Genomic DNA, 18,972 nt, shown 5'->3' on the forward strand with positions numbered 1-18,972 from the left:
AAGTGTTTTGGAGAAATTTTGATGGGTACCAGCAACGGGAGATTGGCAAGAGCTTTATCCTAGGATTTGTCATTATGGGCTTGTTATTATGGATACTTCCGATTGTCGATCTCTTTTATGGCAAGCCGGTTTTTGCCGAGAAAATGGATGAAAATCTGTTTATTTTGAGCTTTAGCTTGACGGTAGTCTTGTGTTACCAAGTTGTCAAAGAGGCTTATTTTCCCGCAAAAATCAAACAGAACAAGCTGCAAACCGGTCTTATCTTAGTAAGCGCCGGGCTTGTGGAGCTTTTTCTACTCGGAAATGGACCACTCTTTAAAAATGGCCAGATTAATTATGGTTACTATCTCTTCTCGGCGTTCTTTTTCCTAGGGCCCGGCTTACTGATCCTGGGAAAATCTTTGGTTGGGAAATTTTTAGCAAGATCAGAATAGGTTTGAACCACCAAGCTGCATTCGTTGCCTGTTGCTTGGTGGTTTTTTTGCGAATGATTCAAATCCCCAACACTTGAATTCTCCGGCAAAAAAGGCGAAAATAGACAAGTATGTTACAATAGCTTTTAGTAAAAAAGCAGATAGGAAGAGATTCATGGGAAACAAAGGTGCAATCGGCTTAATCGACTCCGGTGTGGGGGGATTGACCGTTTTAAAAGAAGCATTGCGGCAACTGCCCAATGAAGAACTAGTTTACCTAGGAGATACCGCTCGCTGTCCGTATGGGCCAAGACCCGCTGAGCAAGTCATTGAGTACACGTGGCAGATGGCGGAGTTTTTAATGAAACAAAACATCAAGCTCTTAGTGATTGCCTGTAATACGGCGACCGCGGTAGCTTTAGATATCATTAGAGAAAAATTGCCGATTCCTGTGGTGGGGGTAATTTTACCCGGTAGTCGGGCGGCGGTGAAAACTACTAAGACCCGGCGTATTGGGGTGATTGGCACCCAAGGAACGATTAAGAGTGGTTCTTATCGGGAAGCGATTTTAAGTAAGACCGCTGAGGTGACGATTTTTGATTTGGCTTGTCCGAAGTTTGTGGCTCTGGTGGAAAGTAACGAGACTCGATCGCCAATCGCTAAAAAAGTCGTGGCCGAAACCTTACAACCTATGCGCCGGAACAAAGTGGACACTTTGATTTTAGGCTGTACCCATTATCCTTTATTGCGGCAATTGATCCAAAGTTACATGGGGGACGAGGTAACGCTAATCGACTCTGGGGCGGAAACCGTGGGGGAAGTCAGCGTGCTATTAGATTACTTTGATATTGCTAATCCTGATCCAGCCAAGCAGGGGGCGTGTCATTTTTATACCACCGGTTCCACCAAGCTCTTTGACGATATTGCCCAAGACTGGTTGGAATTTCCGGTGCATTCGAAACACATTGAATTAGGCGAAAAGCCATAAAGGAGAAGTTATGATTCGACATACTGGACGGACTCCTCGAGAGTTGCGCAACATTCAAATCAAAACCAATGTCTTTAAATACCCAGAAGGCTCCGTGGTGATTGCTTTTGGCGACACCGAAGTTATCTGTAATGCCACGGTACAGCCGCAAGCTTCAAAACAAGCCGCTAGCGCTCAAGGCTGGATCAGCGTCGAGTACAATCAACTGCCCCGGGCTACCGGTCAGCGACAAAGCCGCAAAAGTCTGACGGCTGCCGATGAAAATCTATCAGAGACCATTGGCAAAGCGTTGCGTGGGGTCTGTGATTTGAGTCGTTTAGAAGAGCGGGAAATTGTCATCGACTGCGACGTGGTGCAAGCGGACGGCGCGACGCAGAGTGCTAGTTTAACCGGGGCATTTGTGGCTTTGCGTTTGGCGGTGAACCGCCTATTGGCTCAAAATGAACTGGCCAGTGATCCGATTCGGGAAAATGTCGCTGGTGTGGGCGTGGCTCTCTTGCCTGATGGTACCTGTGTGCTAGATCCTGATGAGTACGAGGAAGAACAAGCTTTAGTAGGCATGAGTCTCGTGATGAATGAAGGTGGGGACTTCCTTTCGATTCAAGCGTTTGGAGCGGATACTAGTTTTTCCGGCAATGATTTAAATGAACTGCTTCATTACGGAGTGGTGGGAATTGAGTCCTTGATTGCCGCTCAAAAGGAAGCGTTGGTGGACAAGACGCATGAAGTTCCGGAAAAGACCATTGTAATTGCTACGGGAAATGTAGGGAAAGCCAAAGAATTCGCGGCGCTTTTTGGGGCGGCCGGTTATGAGATCAAGACCTTAAAAGACTTTCCTGATTTACCTGATGTGGCAGAAACCGGTACGACCTTTGAAGCCAATGCTCGCTTGAAGGCAGAAACCATTTCCCAGTTGATCCAGCAACCGGTTTTGGCGGACGATAGCGGTCTTTGTGTGGATGCCTTAAGCGGGATGCCGGGGGTCTACTCCGCGCGCTTTGCCGGGGAACAAAAGAGCGATGCGGCGAATAATGCCAAACTGCTCCACGAACTCTACGATGTACCAGATGAAAAACGAGGGGCGCATTTCCACTGTACGTTGGTTTTTGCGGCGCCTCAAAAGGACAGCCTGGTAGTTAGCGCCGATTGGTATGGTCGGATTGGTCGAATTCCGCGAGGGGATTACGGTTTTGGCTATGATCCTTTATTTATCCCAGATGGCATGGAAAAGACTTCCGCGGAACTCTTGCCAGCAGAAAAAAATCATTTGAGTCATCGAGGCCAGGCCATGGCCAAACTGCAAGACCAGTGGCAAGCTTGGCTTGAAGGCCCGGTGAAAGGAGCGTAAAACATGAAATATCTTGTGGTATCAGATAATCACGGAGACCGCCAAATCTTGGTGGACTTAGTGAATCATTTTCAAGAACAAGTGGATTTGTTTATTCACTGTGGGGACTCGGAACTACCGGCAGACGATGAACTTTTCGCGATTTACCAAGGGGTTGGAGGCAACTGTGACTTTGACAGCCGCTACGAAGATCGTCGGCTGATCACCACAGACTTGGACCGGATTTACGTGACCCATGGGCATTTGTCCAATGTGAAATTCGGACTGAGCAAAATCGCCATGGAAGCTGCCGAACAAGACGCCAGCGTGGTGTTGTTCGGTCATACCCATCAAATTGGTTGCGAAGTGGTACAACATCGCTTGTATTTGAATCCTGGGAGCATCTCCCAACCCCGAGGCCAGATTCAAATTAAAGCCTTTGCCATTATTGATGCGACCGAAACAGGCTGGGACGTGCAGTATTACGATCGCAGTTTTGCGCCGGTCAAAGACTTGCATTTTCATTTTTCTCGTTAAGTGTTCCCGTTAGGCCTCTAATTGTGGAGGCCTTTTTCTGTTGTTCTTTTTAAGCGGGGCGTTTCCCAAGATTTCTTAACCCTAGCTGATAACTGCGTAAATTTTTCATAAAAGAAGGGGAAAACCAGGAGGCAATAGGGCCCTTTTTTGCTAGAATGAAGAGGTAGAAAGAAATGGAGGCAATTTCATTGATTGGTCCCAATACAGAAGCACTACTACTCGAAAACCAAGACAATTTTCTCGTGCCGGCAGACAATGTCGCCACTGTTATGTATCAACACTCCTTGGACCATGCGCTTTTGGTCCTGACAAATGTCGGCTACTCCAAGATCCCCGTACTGGATAAAGACGACCGCTTTATGGGCTTGATTGGTTTGAACGATATCGTGCAAAAAATGGTCTCTTTGACTACCATTGACACGGATCATTTGGCCGGACTAACCGTGGCGGATGTTATGGAAATCGGTGTGGACACCGTGAGAGAAGACGCCGCTTTGGAAGATATTTTGCACTTGCTTGTAAACAATGCTTTCTTACCCATGGTGGATGATCAGCGGATTTTCCTTGGCATCATCACCCGGAAGGAAATCTTGAAATGCACCAATCATCTCGTTCATGAATTGGAGCGGCAGTATTTGCTCGTGCCCAAACAACCAGGGGGCAGTGACACGGAAACTGCCACGGACGGATTGAAAGTCAGCTGATTAAAGAGATAAGACAATAAAATTATTATGTAAACTGCCGATGGGTTTTTGCCATCGGCTTTTTGTGTGGGGAAAATTGGCTTAGGGCATCATTCTTTTGGGTTAGCTGAAGAGGTAGACTAGAATTTGGTGCCATTGCTCAAACAAACCATTGTTCTCGTATTTAGGGGCTATGGTATCATGGAGGCAATCGAGAAAGACGAGGAGCGAGATGATGAGACGTTTGTTTAAAGGAATTTTGATACTAGTCATTGTATTAGTAGTCGTGGTGGCAGCTTATGTGGCCTATGTCTTTTTGAGCTACAAGCGCCTACCGGAAAAGTTGGAGCTAGCGGTGGAGAGCACGACTAAGGAGAGCTTTGCCACCAATCAAGAATATAAAATCATGAGCTACAATATCGGCTATGGGGCGTATCCCGCCGATTACAGCTTCTTTATGGATGGAGGCAAGTATTCTCGGGCCTATGATGAAGCCACGGTGGAGCAAAATATGCTAGGCATTTTGGAGACCACAGCAGATGTCAATCCCGATATCGCTTTGTTTCAAGAGGTGGATGAAGACGGGGACCGCTCCTTTCATGTGAATGAAGTGAAGCAGCTGACAGATGAGGACACTCTTCCCGGGTATAGCTCGGTCTATGCCCAAAATTATGATTCCGCCTATTTGTTTTATCCTGTGACCAATCCCATTGGCAAAGCGAAGTCGGGGATTGTGACCTTGGCTAAAGGAGAAATCAGTCAAAGTACCCGTTACAGCCTGCCCATCGATACGGATTTCAATAAGTTTTTTGACTTGGACCGGGCGATTAGCGTTAGCGAAATTCCCGTTAAAGGAGATAAGACATTGACCTTGATTAATTTGCACCTGTCTGCTTTTACGAAGAATCGCAAAGTCCGGGAAGCCCAGTTAAATCTGTTATTCGATCAAATGACGAAGGCCTATGAAGCGGGACATTACGTGATCGTCGGTGGTGATTACAACCACGATATGTTAGGAAATAGTCCAGAAGTCTTCGGCACCCAAACCGAGCCTTTCAACTGGACCCATCCATTTCCAGAAAGTGATCTACCGGAGCATTTCCAAGTGGCAAAAGGAAATTTAGCTCAGGCGAAGATTCCTTCTGTGCGCCGGAACAACGAACCTTACGTAAAAGGAGAGTCCTTTGTCTCCATCGTGGACGGATTTCTAGTCTCTGATAATGTCAAGGTCAATCAAGTGGCGGTTATCGACAATGGGTTTGCCAACTCGGACCACAATCCCATTACCATGAATTTTACTTTAGTGGAGTAAGATGCGACTGTCACTAACTAACGTTTAAAAGGAGGATGCTACCATGAATCGAATCAATTTAATCTGTCTCGGGGTTCAAGATATGGAAAAATCACTGGCTTTTTACAAAGGACTAGGGTTTCAAACCTTTGAGCAAAAACCCAATCCCCCCATCGTCTTTTTCAATACCCAAGGCAGCAAGTTTGAACTGTTTCCCTTGGAAAAATTAGCCCAAGACATAAATGAGGAAAATCCGCCAACGATTACTAACAAAGGCTTTTCCGGGATTACCTTGGCGATTAATCTGGAAAGCGAGGCGGCCGTGGATGATTTAATGGCTTTAGCAGCATCTTTAGGAGCGACTATTGCCAAAGCACCTGAGAAGGTCTTCTGGGGCGGTTACAGTGGGTATTTCCAAGATTTAGACGGCTATTATTGGGAAGTCGCCTATGGGCCCAATTGGCAGTTTGATGAGCATGGTATGTTGGTGATTGAGCCGGAAGCTTGATTGGCTTCATAAGAGGATAGGAAGGAGCTTTTTTGAGGTATTTAGGGAAAAAGTTGAAGTAGACCGAATAATGAACCGTTGCCTGGAAAAAGGAAAACGGAGGGATCCTAGATGAATGGGTTTATCTTGATGTTGCCACTTTTTTTCATTCGCTTTGTCTTACTTGGTTGGTTAAATCCCACGGCATTAAAAAGAGGTGCGCACTTTGCACCAATGGCTGGCGCTCAGAAAATTATGTATGTTCTTTACCAAATGACAAATGTCGTGCTTATTTTATTCCCGCTTTTTCTTCGGGTACATGGCAGTGCACCGCTGCTTGTGCTTGGAGGTGTTACTTATGTGTTAGGGGTGGGGATCTTATTAGCCGCTACCATAAGTTTTGCTAAACCGAATAAGCAAGGACTAAATACTACTGGCAGCTATCGTTTTTCCCGTAATCCCATGTATGTGGGCTACTTTGTTTATTTCCTATGCTGTGCCATTTTGCTTGGATCGTTTTTTTATTATGGAGCACTGGTTCTTTTCCAAATTGCTACTCACTGGGTTATTCTCGCCGAAGGACGCTGGTGCAGTGCAACATTTGGTGAGACCTATGATGAATATCAACAGCAAGTTAGACGTTATCTTTAGTGAAATAGATACGTGCTGGATAACGCAAAAACAAGCGACTAAGACGAAACAGTCTCAGTCGCTTGTTTTTATTTATGCCTGGGGTGGTAAAACCGTCGTAGGAATCGTAAAGCCAGCTTTCGTCAAAGCCTCCAAAGAAGCAGCGAGAAATTCTTCTTTTAGCCCGGCTTGAGTGCCATTTACCGCATAGAAGGTGGAGCGCATCACGAAATTCCCGTGGCCCAAATCCACCACGCCAAAGACGGTCGGGGGTGTGGTAATCTTGTCCGTATTTTCCGCGGTTAAGCGTGCGTTGACTTCTTCAATCAGTGTCCGCATGGTTTCCAAGTCCTCTGTGGGTAAGATGCGAATGTCCACCACCACTTGCATATCCGCCCGGGACTTGTTGCTAATGGTAGTGATATTACGGTTGGGGATGAAGTGCAACGTGCCGTCCAAGGAACGCAATTCCAAGGTACGAATCCCTACGGAAATCACGGTACCTTCAATGGCGATATTTTGCAAAATCACGTAATCCCCCACGTCTACTTGTTGTTCCATAATGATGAAAAAACCGGTGATAATATCATTCATAAAGCCTTGAGCCCCAAGACCAATGGCCAAACCGACGATTCCGGCACCGGCTAGAAGGGAGCCCACGGGCACGCCTACCGTGGATAACAACCCGTAAATGAAGAAAAAGCCCAAGGTGTAATGGGCGATATTTCCCATGAGAGTGTAAATTGTATGGGCCCGGGTTTCATTGATATTTTTCCGCTTTAAAAAAGACCGATAGCTTTTTTCCACCAAAAAATCCGTCAGCTTCCAAAGAAATAAAAAGAGCACAGAAAGCAAAATCAAAGTTAGCCCTTTTTGGATGACCACCCCGAAAACCTGATCCCAGTCGATATTGTTCCACCAGCGCTGCAACGCATTCAGCTGCTTGGTTGCAGGTTGGATAATCACCGGGGTACTGGAGTCCACGGTGCTCTCCAGGCTAGCTGAAGTAGAACTGGCGGTAGTCGCCGCCGTAGTTGTAAGTAAAGGCAAAAACATAAAACTCCTCCAAGAAACATTTTTTTCATTGTAACAAAGGCCGGGGACTTTGTCATATCCGAAAAAAACCCAAGAACTCATGGGAGAGTCCTTGGGTTTTTCTCAGTCTTCTTGTAAGGTTAAGCCTGTTTCGGTTTGGGGATGATAGGCGGCCGGGGTTTTAAAGCCGTAGTCATTGCCCAAAATGTATTTTGCAATATGCAAGGTCCGATCGCTGGAGCGTTCCAAATTAGAGGAGATGTCGATAAAGAGGATGCCGTCTGCAGCCCGGCCTTCGCCGTGGTTCATCAAACGAATATACTTACTACGGAGCAAGTCCACTAAGCTGTTGATTTCCCCTTCCCGCGTCAGCATTTTTTGCGCTTTTTGGGTGTCGCCACTTTCTAAAATTTCCAAGGCGTCGTGAATGTTCTTTGCCACTTTTTCGAATAAAAGCAACAAATCTTCGTCTTGGAGGAGGAGCTGTGGCCGATTAGTAGCGGGCAAGCCTTTACGCTTTTCCCGATTGCGTTGTTTCTTTTCCACATCACAGGCTTCTTCCACAAAGTTTACGATGTTTTTGCAGTGGTCGCCGATGCGCTCAAAGTCCTTGGTAAACTCTAAAAGCATGGCTTGTTCTTGGCTTTCTGTCTGAGACAATTCAAAAGTAGCGGACTTGGCCAAAAACTCCGTTAGCTCGATGTCGTATTGATTAATGGCTTCTTCGTATTGTTCGACCTCGTCTTTGAGCTCATCATCAGGCTTCACGTAATAGTCTTTGGCCGCGGTCATGGAGCGATAGACGTAGTTTCCCATTTGGATGACTTCAGAAGAAGCCTGACGTAATGCGATGGAAGGGGAGGTATGGAGAAAGTCCTCATTGAGTTCTACTGAACGAATGGCAAGGTTTTTGTCGTCTCCCGGGATAATCTTCTTCACCAATATTTCGATTTGCGGAATAAACCAGAACTGAATGGCCAAATTGGTCACATTAAAGAGGCCGTGAGCAAAGGCGATTTGCATGCTGGGATTTAGATTCAGCGCCCCGGTAATGGCAATTACCACTTGGGTAAAGGGTCCGAGTAAAATCGTGAAAATAATTGCTCCGACTAAATTGAAGACCACGTGAGCCGCTGCCGTGCGTTTAGCTGCCACACTGGCGCCTAATGCGGCAATTATGGCGGTAATCGTGGTGCCGATATTGTCCCCAAATAAAATCGGCAATGCCGCTTCTAAGGCTAGGCTACCTTGACTGTAAAGCTGTTGCAAAATCCCAATCGTGGCGCTGGAACTTTGTAAGACCATGGTCAAAAGTGTACCGATACCCACCCCTAAAATCGGAATGTGGGAAACATCTAACATCAACTGGTTAAATTGTGGCAAGTCCTTCAAAGGTTCCATGGCAGTACCCATCAGTTTCAAACCGAAAAACAAACAGCCGAAACCAAAGAGAATCTGGCCGATATTTTGCAAAGATTTGCGTTTAAAGAAAAAGAGCAGCAGAGAGCCGACGCCAATAATTGGCAAGGCATACGCAGATAAGTTAAAGCCAATGATAAAGGCGGTGACCGTGGTTCCCACATTGGCCCCCATAATAACCCCAATGGCCTGGCGTAAGGTCATAAAGCCTGCGGAAACGAGACCGACTGCTAAAACCGTCGTACCAGAGCTCGACTGAATCAAACCGGTGACGATAATTCCGGCTAAAACCGCTCGCAGTGGAGTCGAGGTGAAGCGATTCAAAACCTCCCGCAAGCGATCCCCGGCGGCTTTTTGCAACCCGTCCCCCATGTACTTGATCCCAAATAAAAAGATTCCTAAGCCGCCCAAAAAGGAAAACAGCATTTCTTGATAGGACATCGTATCCCTCCTGTTGTTGAGTCTGTGCGAAAACATACAAATTCAGAATACGGGAAAAAGTAGGGATTGTAAACGTATTTTTGATGAAAGACAGTCAAAGAATGGGCTTTAAAAGCACCTTTTTCGAAAACTTCCAGCAGCAAAAGGAGGCAAATCATCAAGGCTTTAGCTTTGCTGTCGTCCCATCGGATACCAGCAAAAAAGGATGAATCCTAAAAAGAATTCACCCTTTTATGAGTAGGAAATTTTATGATTGCTTACAAGCTTTCCGGCCTAGGAAAGATGTACGCCTTTGTCCACGTAAATGACTTCCCCGATAATCCCGCTAGAGTAGGGGCTGATCAAAAAGGCTGCGGCATTGCCGACTTCTTCAATGGTCACACCCACGTGATCCGGCGTCCGGTCTTCGGACAGTTGAATCAGTTTTTGGTAATCTTGCACACCGGTCACGGCCAATGTCTTAATGGCCCCGGCGGAAACACCGTTGACCCGGATTTTTTGTGGGGATAATTCTGCTGCCAAGTAGCGGACTTCTGCTTCCAGCGCTGCTTTGGCGATACCCATCATGTTGTAGTTTGGCACGGCCCGCTGTGAACCGAGATAGCTCATAGTTACCAAGCCACTGTTTTCTGCCAAGTAAGGTTTTGCATATTTCGCCGTGGCGATAAAGGAATACGCGCTGATATCTTGGGCCAAAGAGAAGCCTTCTCTGGTAATAGCTAAAATATCCCCGGATAAATCTTCTTTATTGGCATAGGCGATGGCGTGAATAACCCCGTGGATTTCCCCGGCATATTCCCCAATTTTGGCAAAAGCTTGTTCCAAACTTTCGTCACAGGCTGCATCTGCTTCGACTAAAAAAGTACCTTCTGGGACTAGTTTGTCCAATTGTTTTTTCATGCGTTCGTTTTGATAGGTGTAGATGACTTCTGCCCCTTGTTCCATTAAGGCTTTCGCACACCCCCAAGCGATACTCCGTTTGTTGGCAACGCCCATTACGACGACTTTTTTTCCTGATAATAAGCTCATCTGAACTCTCCTTGAATATAAAATAAATGCAATGAACTGCTGAATGATTGCAAGACTATTATTAGATAAAAAGGTTTGATTGTCAAACTATTTTTTTCAAGGAAATCAATTCTAGTAACAGAATCCTTTTAAATTAAGGGATAACGAATATTTTGATAGTCAAAATAATTATTCGGAGGATTTTTGAAAGAGGGAAATTACGAGCGGTCCAGGATTTCCTTGAAACGATTTCATTTTTAAAAGCACGGTCTTATAGTAGAATAAAGAAGAACAATTCAAGGAGGATGAGTCATGGAAAATTTTGTATTTAACGTACCCACAAAGGTCTATTTTGGCCAAGGACAGATTCGCCACTTACCGGAAGCCTTGGCCCCTTATGGCAGCAAGGTTTTACTGGTTTATGGTGGGGGCAGTATCAAGAAAAATGGCCTGTACGATCAGATCTATCAAGTGTTAGCAGACTTTGAAATCGTGGAACTTCCCGGAGTGGAGCCTAATCCTCGGATCGACACGGTGAGAAAAGGGGTGGACTTGTGTCGCAAAGAAGCAATTGAGGTGGTTTTAGCCGTGGGCGGTGGCTCCACCATCGACTGTGCCAAGGCGATTTGTGCCGGTGTCTTCTATGATGGGGACCCTTGGGATTTCACCGGGGATTCCTCATTAATCACCGCAGCGCTGCCTTTGGCGACGATTTTGACCTTGGCGGCGACTGGTAGCGAGATGAATGCCGGGGGAGTGCTGTCTAATCCGGCTACTCAGGAAAAACTGGGCTTTGGCAATAAAATTCTGATTCCTAAAGTGTCGATTTTAGACCCTGCCTATACGTACACCGTATCCAAATACCAAACCGCCGCCGGGAGCGCAGACATTCTAAGTCATTTAATGGAGCAATACTTCGACAAGACGCCCGGAACTGAGATTCAGGATCATTTGGCGGAAGGGCTGATGAAGACGGTGATCGAGCTTTTGCCCGTGGCGCTGGCAGAAGCGGACAATTACGATGCCAGAAGCAATCTCATGTGGGCTTCTTCTTGGGCGCTAAACGGGTTAATCGGTCGCGGAAAATCTGGTGCCTGGTCCAATCACGCCATGGAACATGAGCTGTCCGCGTATTACGACATTACCCACGGAGTCGGCCTGGCGATTTTGACTCCTCGTTGGATGATGCACGTGTTAAACGAAGAGACATTGCCATACTTTGTGCGTTTCGGGAAAAATGTCTGGGGCCTAACCGGTGAGGATGAAGTGGTGGCAATCGGCGGGATTCAGAAATTGTATGAGTTTTTTGTAGACTGTGACATTCCCATGACTTTGCCACAGGTGGGTATTGATGCCAGTAAGCTAGCAGAAATGGCCACACAAGCCGTGAAGCATTCGACAATTGCCACCAGAGCTTTCGTACCGTTAAAAGAAACCGACGTCTTGGCAATCTTTGAAGCCTCCATGGAAGAAATGGTCTTTTAAAAAAAAGCGAGCAATCCTCGGGAAAGATTCCGTGAGGGTTGCTCGCTTTTATTTTGATTGCTTTATTTCGTTTTTGCTTCTTGTAAAATCTTGATTTCTTTAATGGTGACGTCTTCTTTCAACGTGGAATCTTCGCCCATACTGTTGGCTTCACCAGAGGTTTCAGAAGTAGCGATTTTGTCCACGACTTCCATGCCGTTATCCACCACTTGACCAAAGACTGTGTAGCCACCGTCTAATTGAGGCACGCCTCCTTTTTTGTAGGCTTCGATAATGGCTCCTGGGTAGTATTGGATCGCTAGGCCATCGGATTTGTCATCGTTGTTTTGCACGATAAAGAATTGAGAGCCGTTTGACGCATCCCCACCAGCATTAGCCATGGCTAGTGCCCCGCGGATATTGTACAGTTGATTGGAGATTTCATTTTCAAAAGGATCGCCCCAGATGCTTTCCCCGCCGGTACCGTCACCTTTCGGATCGCCCCCTTGAATCATAAAGTCTTCGATTACCCGGTGGAATTTCGTCCCGTTGTAGTAGCCCTCTTTGGCGTGGGTCACAAAGTTTTCCACGGCTTTTGGCGCTAAGCTAGGGAAGAGCTTGATTTTAATCGAACCCGCCGAAGTCACCATTTCCACTAAAGTTTCGTTTTCGGTCACTTCATCGGTGAGCTGAGGGAGTTCCAGACTGTTTAGGTCCACCGAGGAGCTAGTGGTAGTCGTAGCCGTTGAACTGTCGCTGCTTTTCGTAGTAGACGTGCTGTTGCAGGCTCCAAGGACGGCCAAGGTCGCCAAAGTCGCCACGCTTAACATGATTTTTTTCTTCATAGTTGCATTCCTTTCCTTCTTGCATACTCTAATAGAATAACAAAAATTCCGCCTCGTCGCCACCGGAGTTTGTGAAGATTTTGTAAACCTTTTCGAAAAATCTGAGTAAAGGTGTAGACCAATAATTTTGTGAATGCTATACTATTTTTGTAAGCAAATTCATACATTCAGGGAGGATTTATTTCATGGGAAAATTAGGTATTTCAATCTATCCAGAACGTTCGACATTTGAAAAGGACCAAGCGTATCTGGATTTGGCCCACAAATACGGCTTCAAACGGGTTTTCACTAGTCTGTTGCAAATCAACGGAGACAAAGAACAAGTCTTGGCAGACTTCAAAAAAGTGGTAGACTACGCCAATTCTTTGGATATGGAAGTCATGGTGGATATCAACCCGGCCCTTTTTGAACAATTGGAAATCTCCTACGACGACTTGTCATTCTTCCATGACATGGGCGCTTATGGCATTCGTTTGGATATCGGCTTCACCGGCGCAGAAGAAGCCCGCATGACGCGTAATCCGTACGGCATTAAAATTGAAATCAACATGTCTTCCGGCACGGATTACGTGGACAATATTATGAGCTACTCACCAAATACCAACAACTTACTAGGCTCCCATAACTTCTACCCACACCGTTATTCTGGCTTAGGGTATGATCACTTTGTGTATTGTTCCGAAAAATTCCGGAAATACAACTTGAACACCATGGCCTTCGTGAATTCCCACGATGCGACATTTGGTCCTTGGCCAACTCAAGATGGTCTGTGCTCCTTAGAAGACCACCGGGACTTGGAATTGGCAACACAGGTGAAACACTTAGTCTTAACTGGTTTGATTGACGACATCTCAATTGGGAATGCCTATGCTTCCGAAGCAGAATTGGCGGCCATGGCTGAAGCCTTCAACGCCGACTATCCAACATTGAAAGTCGATGTGGCAGAAGGCATCACAGAAGACGAACGGATTTGTCTGTTTGACAACTTGCATAGCTATCGAGGCGACCGCTCGGATTACATCTTGCGTTCGACTATGACCCGGGTATACTACAAAGACAAACCATTCCCAGCTCACGATACCCACGATATGACCCGTGGAGATGTTTTGATCGACAATGTGGACTACGGTCAATACAAAGGGGAAACACAAATCGCCTTAAAAGATATGAAAAATGATGGTCGTGTTAACGTAGTAGGGAAAATCGCCGCAGACGAAATGTTCTTACTAGAATTCTTGCGTCCTTGGTCTAGCTTTAAATTAAAAGAAAACAAATAGTCTTTTAAAAGACGCAAACCGCCCTGGAAAATTAGGGCGGTTTTTTTGCGGTGGATCATCAAGAAAGGTTAGATCAGCAAGCGCTTCATAGCAAATCAGTGTTCCGTTGACAGAAAAATCAACTGTCTTTATACTGACTGTGTAAGCGCTGTTTTTTTGGTTGGTTTGCGAAAGTTGCTGAAAAAGTAACGGAGGGATCTGAATGAAAAAGGGAATCGTTTGGTTGGGAAATTTGATATTTTTTGGTTTATTGCTGGCGTTACTAGTGCTAGTTTTTTACGATTTTTCCAATCGTGGCTACACACCCCTTGGCGGAATTGGGTATTTACTGCTAGGTTTGGGGATTGTATTCAACTGGTTGCTCTTTGACTTGTACTTGGTTCCGAAATGGAAGGGGTAGAAAAAGCAAGCTGTTGGCTAAAGCCGCTATGTTTTATCTAGTTTCCATACGTAGCGTACAAGTGATTCTCATTGTCAATTAAGCTCATTTGGTAAGGGTTTAAAAATCATCCTGTTATACTAATGATAGAGTGATAGATGAGCTTTCACTCTATATGAAAGGGAGGTTTTTGAGATGCTTGATTATTCAGATCGTGGGAAACAACCTGTTGTGGAAGACATTGAGGCATTGACCCTCGAAAACGAAAACTATCGGACGACCATTTGGACAGGGGACAAGTTGCAAGTTACGGTAATGGCCATTCAACCGGGAGATGATATTGGACTAGAGATTCACCATGGCATTGACCAATTTCTACGGATAGAATCAGGGACCGGCGTTTGCAAGATGGGCCCAAGTAAAGAAAATCTTTCCTTTGAAAAGCCGGTAAAAGCGGATGATGCGATTTTTGTGCCAGCTGATACTTGGCACAATGTAGAAAATACTGGGGATCAAATCTTGAAACTGTACACTATTTATGCGGGCCCGGATCACGTTAAAGGCACTGTTCACCCGACTCACGAAGACGCTAGAAACGACCCTAATGAAGACTAAGCGAAAATAAAAAGACTATGAATAGAGCACCCCGAGATCGTTCAATTATTTTTTGACGGTCTTGGGGTGCTATTTGCTTCCGTTCTTTCGACAGTTGACATTGCCCAAGGTAATTTGCAAGTAAGGAAGAATCACTCCGCTAAATGGGCCACTTTGTGCTAAAATAAACCTCGAAGAATCTCTGAGAAAGCAGACAACTTGCCAAAAAAGGAGCTTGTCATGAGTCAAGTCTATCGTGTAAAAAAAATGAATCGCCAAGAAGCGCAAACCTATCTTCACTGGCGCTATCCCGCACCTTATGAGTTTTACAACACACCGGTGCCCTATTACGAAGAGAGTCTAGCGGAAATTATGGACAATCAAGCAGGCGAGTTGTTCTTTGCGGTGTATCTGGCAGAGGAGTTTTACGGGATTTTCAGTTACCAGCTCTTAGAAGATGACCGGATGGAAATCGGCTTGGGCATTCGACCAGAAGACTGTGGTAAAGGCCAAGGACTGGAAATGACGGAAAAGGCGATTGCTTTTGCCCGGAAGCACTTGGATTTTCAAGGGACTTTGTGTTTACGCGTGGCAGATTTTAATGTGCGGGCCATGAAGGTTTACGAACGGGCTGGCTTTGTCAAGACCGGGGAAGTGCTGGCTTTGTGTTTTAATGAAGTGGTGAATTTTATCCAGATGGAATTAGTGGAGGAAACAAGATGAAAATTGTGATTTTAGATGGTCATGGGTTGAATCCCGGAGACATTAGCTGGGCGGGTTTTGAAGCCTTGGGGGAAGTTACCTTGTATGAACGGACACCGGCAGACCCCGCTGAGATTATTCGGCGGATCGGGGATGCTCAAGTAGCGTTGAGTAACAAAGTACCGATTACCGAAGAAATTTTAGCCAGTTGCCCTCATTTAGAGTATGTAGGAGTCATGGCCACGGGGTTCAATCAAATTGACCTTGCAGCTTGTGCCAGACACCAGGTGACAGTGACCAATATTCCCGCTTATGGTTCTGCGGCGGTGGCCCAATTCACCTTTGCGCTGTTATTAGAAATCACTTCTCAAGTAGCCGTTCACAATGCCTCCGTGCATCAAGGGGATTGGCAAAATTCTCCGGATTTCACTTATTTCGTTAAACCTTTAATGGAATTGCAAGGCAAAACCATGGGGCTAGTAGGCTACGGGGCTATTGCCCAAGAAGTAGCGACCATCGCCCACGCTTTTAAGATGAAGGTGGTTTACTGGAATCATCAACCGAAAGAATCGCAAGCGCCTTGGGCTAGTCAAGTCAGCCTCGCAGAATTGTATGCCCAAGCGGATGTGGTGAGTCTGCATGTGCCACTTTTCCCCGAAACCACCGGGATGATTAATGAGGTGGCCTTGGCTCAAATGAAAGACGGGGCGATTTTGCTAAATACCGCTCGGGGACCCTTATTAGATGAGGCAGCCGTGGCGCAAGCTTTGCATAGAGGAAAACTCGCCGCCTGTGGGCTGGATGTGGTGGCCCACGAGCCGATTTTGCCGGAAAATCCTCTTTTAGAAGCGCCCAATTGCTGGTTAACCCCTCACATCGCTTGGGCGGCGGTGGAGACTCGGGAGCGTTTAATGAAGATTGGTGTGGAAAATTTACGCTTGTATTTACAAGGGACGCCTCAAAACATGGTGAAATAGCCGCCGAAATCTCGTGAAAGAAACCAAGCTTTTTTTAAAGCCACCTTTCTTATCATGGACAAAGGCTGATTTCATAGGTACAATGAGTTGACGTCCCTTGTGGACTGGAAAGTATGAGAAATGGAGGACGAATCATGTCCATGTTTTTAGATCAAGTAACAATCGATGTCAAAGCCGGTAAAGGCGGAGACGGAATGGTGGCCTTCCGCCGGGAGAAATACGTACCCGATGGTGGACCAGCCGGGGGCGATGGCGGGAAAGGCGGCAGCGTGGTCTTAGTCGTGGACGAAGGTCTGCGTACGTTAATGGACTTCCGCTTCAATCGGCATTTCCGGGCACAACCGGGAGAAAACGGTATGAGTAAAGGCATGCACGGCCGGGGTTCAGAGGATACCTTTGTCAAAGTGCCACCGGGTACGACCGTGCGAGACGCGGAAACCGGCGCATTATTAGGGGATTTGATTAATAATGGCGATACTTTAGTCGTAGCCAAGGGCGGTCGCGGTGGCCGGGGAAATACCCGTTTTGCTTCCCCACGCAATCCCGCACCAGAATTAGCCGAAAATGGCGAACCAGGCCAGGAACGTAAAATCGAACTAGAATTGAAAGTCTTAGCCGATGTAGGCTTAGTCGGCTTTCCTTCCGTGGGTAAATCCACACTCTTGTCGATTATTTCTTCGGCACGGCCTAAAATTGGTGCTTATCACTTTACTACTTTGGTACCGAACCTAGGCATGGTAACGACTAGCGACCAACGGAGCTTTGTAGTGGCGGACTTACCAGGATTGATCGAAGGAGCTTCTCAAGGTGTGGGCTTAGGTACTCAGTTCTTGCGTCATATCGAGCGCACCCGAGTGATTTTACACGTGATTGACATGAGTGGCATGGAAGGTCGCGATCCTTACGAAGACTACTTGGCGATTAACAAGGAGCTAGGAGAGCACAACTTGCGCTTGTTGGAACGACCACAAATCATCGTGGCCAATAAGATGGATATGCCAGACTCCGAGGAAAACTTGGCGAAGTTCAAAGCCGAGTTAGCCAAGGAAAAGACCGACGAATTCGCCGACGATCTGCCGATTTTCCCAATTTCTGCGGTGACGCGAAAAGGAATCGAACCTTTGTTAAACGCTACGGCAGACTTACTGGAAACCACGCCAGCCTTCCCACTGTACGAAGACGAAGAAGTGGAAGAAGCGGTGCATTATGGCTTTACTTCCGACGAACCAGAATTCGTGGTGGATCGGGAACCAGACGCTACTTGGGTCTTGTCCGGGGCTAAATTGGAAAAACTCTTCCAAATGACCAACTTCGATCATGAAGAAACTGTCATGCGTTTTGCCCGACAATTGCGGGCTATGGGCGTAGACGAAGCATTACGAGCTCGTGGGGCTAAAGACGGCGATATCGTCCGTATTGGCAATTTCGAGTTTGAGTTTGTGGAATAGAAAAATGAAAGGCTGGGCACTTGCCCGGTCTTTTTTTATTTTTTCTCCAGAAGTCCCATTATTTTCCAATCCGCCAGATGATTGGTAAAATAAAGAAGAACGCAAGACTCGACTAAGTTGGTAGTAGGCGAGTCAAAAAGGAGGAGTAACTATGACCAAACGAGTAATTGTGATGAATTTTGAAGTGGAGTCTCAAGCTTATCAAGCCTTTTCTGAAATCAAGAAAATGGCGATGACCGGCCAGATTAAGGGGGAACAAATGGCGGTGGTGACCCATTCTTCAGACGGTCAACACAAGTTTCAAATCGATGACTTCTTAGACTTTACCGGTAACAACAAAGCTTCTACTGGGGGCTTAATCGGGATGTTGGTGGGAATTTTTGTAGGACCCTTGGCCATGCTTTTAGGCTGGATGGGTGGGAGCGTGATCGGTGCCACTCGGGATGCTAAAGAAGTCCAAAACGCCCGGGATATTTTCGAATTTCTCTTGTCCAATATTGGCGAAGGGGAAACGGGCTTGATTTTGATTGCCGATGAAGAAGACAATCGCCCGCTTAACTCGTTGATTATCAATCAATTACGCGGAGGCGTGACCCGCTTTGATTACGAAGATGTGGAAGCAGAAATTAAGAAAGCGAAAGAGCTGGAAGCAGAAGCCAAAGACAAGGTGAAAGAAGCTTGGGCGGCCAAACATCAAGAAGATGCCGACACAAAAGCCGCCGACACAAATGCGGCGAAGGATCCAGCCGAAAAAAGCGAATAACTAAATAGAAACCTTTTGGCCACTGAAAACGCCGAACTTTCTATTTATAGTCCAAACCATAAGAAATAGCCTTTTGCCGCACTGCATTTTAGTGAGGGAAAGGCTGTTTGTTTTTTCTTAAAAATCTTTCTTCCCTTGCTTGTCACCGGGTTTTGCCTAGCGTATAGTAACTAAGAAATTAGTTGAAACTTCCCGAAAATCGCCTTATTTCGGCGACTTGGGATAGTAGGAGGGGATTTTTTGTTTGCGAATTTACCCGATTTC

At 46.2% G+C, this 18,972-nt stretch carries 20 protein-coding genes; 16 read left to right on the forward strand and 4 right to left on the reverse strand.

What is annotated here, in order from left to right; translation table 11 throughout:
• The first annotated feature begins 2 nt into the window (after nucleotides 1-2).
• From I579_RS11685 to I579_RS11720, 8 genes are all read left to right on the forward strand, one after another.
• Nucleotides 3-434, forward strand: coding sequence for a hypothetical protein (locus I579_RS11685; protein ID WP_143139843.1), 432 nt, complete (start codon nucleotides 3-5; stop codon nucleotides 432-434).
• Between the two features lie 154 nt (nucleotides 435-588).
• On the forward strand, nucleotides 589-1,401 hold the full coding sequence (racE, locus tag I579_RS11690; RefSeq protein ID WP_010753609.1) for a glutamate racemase: 813 nt from the start codon (nucleotides 589-591) through the stop codon (nucleotides 1,399-1,401).
• Nucleotides 1,402-1,414: 13 nt separating this feature from the next.
• Entirely contained in the window at nucleotides 1,415-2,749 is a 1,335-nt protein-coding gene (locus I579_RS11695) for an XTP/dITP diphosphatase (protein ID WP_034810411.1), read from the forward strand.
• A gap of 3 nt (nucleotides 2,750-2,752) precedes the next feature.
• Nucleotides 2,753-3,265, forward strand: a complete 513-nt coding sequence (locus I579_RS11700; protein WP_010753611.1) for a metallophosphoesterase — start codon at nucleotides 2,753-2,755, stop codon at nucleotides 3,263-3,265.
• 188 nt (nucleotides 3,266-3,453) lie between these two features.
• Nucleotides 3,454-3,969 carry a cyclic-di-AMP-binding protein CbpB gene (gene cbpB, locus I579_RS11705; RefSeq protein ID WP_034810412.1) on the forward strand — a complete coding sequence of 172 codons (516 nt, stop codon included), beginning with the start codon at nucleotides 3,454-3,456 and terminating at the stop codon, nucleotides 3,967-3,969.
• 214 nt (nucleotides 3,970-4,183) lie between these two features.
• Nucleotides 4,184-5,260 carry an endonuclease/exonuclease/phosphatase family protein gene (locus I579_RS11710; RefSeq protein ID WP_010753613.1) on the forward strand — a complete coding sequence of 359 codons (1,077 nt, stop codon included), beginning with the start codon at nucleotides 4,184-4,186 and terminating at the stop codon, nucleotides 5,258-5,260.
• Nucleotides 5,261-5,303: 43 nt separating this feature from the next.
• Nucleotides 5,304-5,747 (forward strand): VOC family protein, encoded by a 444-nt coding sequence (locus I579_RS11715; protein WP_010753614.1) that lies wholly within the window; start codon nucleotides 5,304-5,306, stop codon nucleotides 5,745-5,747.
• A 111-nt stretch (nucleotides 5,748-5,858) separates the two neighbouring features.
• Entirely contained in the window at nucleotides 5,859-6,377 is a 519-nt protein-coding gene (locus tag I579_RS11720) for a methyltransferase family protein (RefSeq protein WP_010753615.1), read from the forward strand.
• Nucleotides 6,378-6,449: 72 nt separating this feature from the next.
• Here the strand turns inward: I579_RS11720 and I579_RS11725 are convergent, their stop codons facing one another.
• The 3 genes from I579_RS11725 to fabI all read right to left on the reverse strand — a co-directional run bounded on the left by I579_RS11725 (nucleotide 6,450) and on the right by fabI (nucleotide 10,280).
• Nucleotides 6,450-7,412: a mechanosensitive ion channel family protein gene (locus I579_RS11725; protein ID WP_010753616.1), complete on the reverse strand. Its 963-nt coding sequence runs from the start codon at nucleotides 7,410-7,412 to the stop codon at nucleotides 6,450-6,452.
• Nucleotides 7,413-7,514: 102 nt separating this feature from the next.
• Nucleotides 7,515-9,251: a Na/Pi cotransporter family protein gene (locus I579_RS11730; RefSeq protein ID WP_010753617.1), complete on the reverse strand. Its 1,737-nt coding sequence runs from the start codon at nucleotides 9,249-9,251 to the stop codon at nucleotides 7,515-7,517.
• Between the two features lie 273 nt (nucleotides 9,252-9,524).
• Nucleotides 9,525-10,280: an enoyl-ACP reductase FabI gene (gene fabI / locus I579_RS11735; protein WP_010753618.1), complete on the reverse strand. Its 756-nt coding sequence runs from the start codon at nucleotides 10,278-10,280 to the stop codon at nucleotides 9,525-9,527.
• A gap of 291 nt (nucleotides 10,281-10,571) precedes the next feature.
• Between fabI and I579_RS11740 the strand changes: the two genes are divergently transcribed.
• Nucleotides 10,572-11,744: an iron-containing alcohol dehydrogenase gene (locus I579_RS11740; RefSeq protein WP_010753619.1), complete on the forward strand. Its 1,173-nt coding sequence runs from the start codon at nucleotides 10,572-10,574 to the stop codon at nucleotides 11,742-11,744.
• A gap of 62 nt (nucleotides 11,745-11,806) precedes the next feature.
• Here I579_RS11740 and I579_RS11745 read toward each other — a convergent pair whose 3' ends face one another.
• Entirely contained in the window at nucleotides 11,807-12,568 is a 762-nt protein-coding gene (locus tag I579_RS11745) for a peptidylprolyl isomerase (RefSeq protein ID WP_010753620.1), read from the reverse strand.
• A 185-nt stretch (nucleotides 12,569-12,753) separates the two neighbouring features.
• Here I579_RS11745 and I579_RS11750 point away from each other — a divergent pair, with 185 nt between their 5' ends.
• The 7 genes from I579_RS11750 to I579_RS11780 all read left to right on the forward strand — a co-directional run bounded on the left by I579_RS11750 (nucleotide 12,754) and on the right by I579_RS11780 (nucleotide 18,708).
• The gene (locus tag I579_RS11750) at nucleotides 12,754-13,845 is read left to right on the forward strand and encodes a DUF871 domain-containing protein (RefSeq protein WP_010753621.1); all 1,092 of its coding nucleotides are present in this window, start codon (nucleotides 12,754-12,756) and stop codon (nucleotides 13,843-13,845) included.
• Between the two features lie 202 nt (nucleotides 13,846-14,047).
• Nucleotides 14,048-14,245, forward strand: coding sequence for a hypothetical protein (locus I579_RS11755; protein ID WP_010753622.1), 198 nt, complete (start codon nucleotides 14,048-14,050; stop codon nucleotides 14,243-14,245).
• Between the two features lie 174 nt (nucleotides 14,246-14,419).
• Nucleotides 14,420-14,839 (forward strand): cupin domain-containing protein, encoded by a 420-nt coding sequence (locus I579_RS11760; RefSeq protein WP_010753623.1) that lies wholly within the window; start codon nucleotides 14,420-14,422, stop codon nucleotides 14,837-14,839.
• Nucleotides 14,840-15,058: 219 nt separating this feature from the next.
• Nucleotides 15,059-15,541, forward strand: a complete 483-nt coding sequence (locus I579_RS12585) for a GNAT family N-acetyltransferase (protein WP_010753624.1) — start codon at nucleotides 15,059-15,061, stop codon at nucleotides 15,539-15,541.
• On the forward strand, nucleotides 15,538-16,497 hold the full coding sequence (locus tag I579_RS11770; RefSeq protein ID WP_010753625.1) for a D-2-hydroxyacid dehydrogenase: 960 nt from the start codon (nucleotides 15,538-15,540) through the stop codon (nucleotides 16,495-16,497). The genes I579_RS12585 and I579_RS11770 overlap by 4 nt, the downstream gene beginning before the upstream one ends.
• Nucleotides 16,498-16,631: 134 nt before the next feature.
• Complete coding sequence (obgE, locus tag I579_RS11775; RefSeq protein WP_010753626.1) at nucleotides 16,632-17,945, forward strand: GTPase ObgE; 1,314 nt, start codon at nucleotides 16,632-16,634, stop codon at nucleotides 17,943-17,945.
• Nucleotides 17,946-18,096: 151 nt separating this feature from the next.
• On the forward strand, nucleotides 18,097-18,708 hold the full coding sequence (locus I579_RS11780) for a DUF456 domain-containing protein (protein ID WP_010753627.1): 612 nt from the start codon (nucleotides 18,097-18,099) through the stop codon (nucleotides 18,706-18,708).
• Nucleotides 18,709-18,972 lie beyond the last annotated feature (264 nt).

Source organism: Enterococcus asini ATCC 700915 (assembly GCF_000407365.1).
Lineage (GTDB): Bacteria > Bacillota > Bacilli > Lactobacillales > Enterococcaceae > Enterococcus_C > Enterococcus_C asini.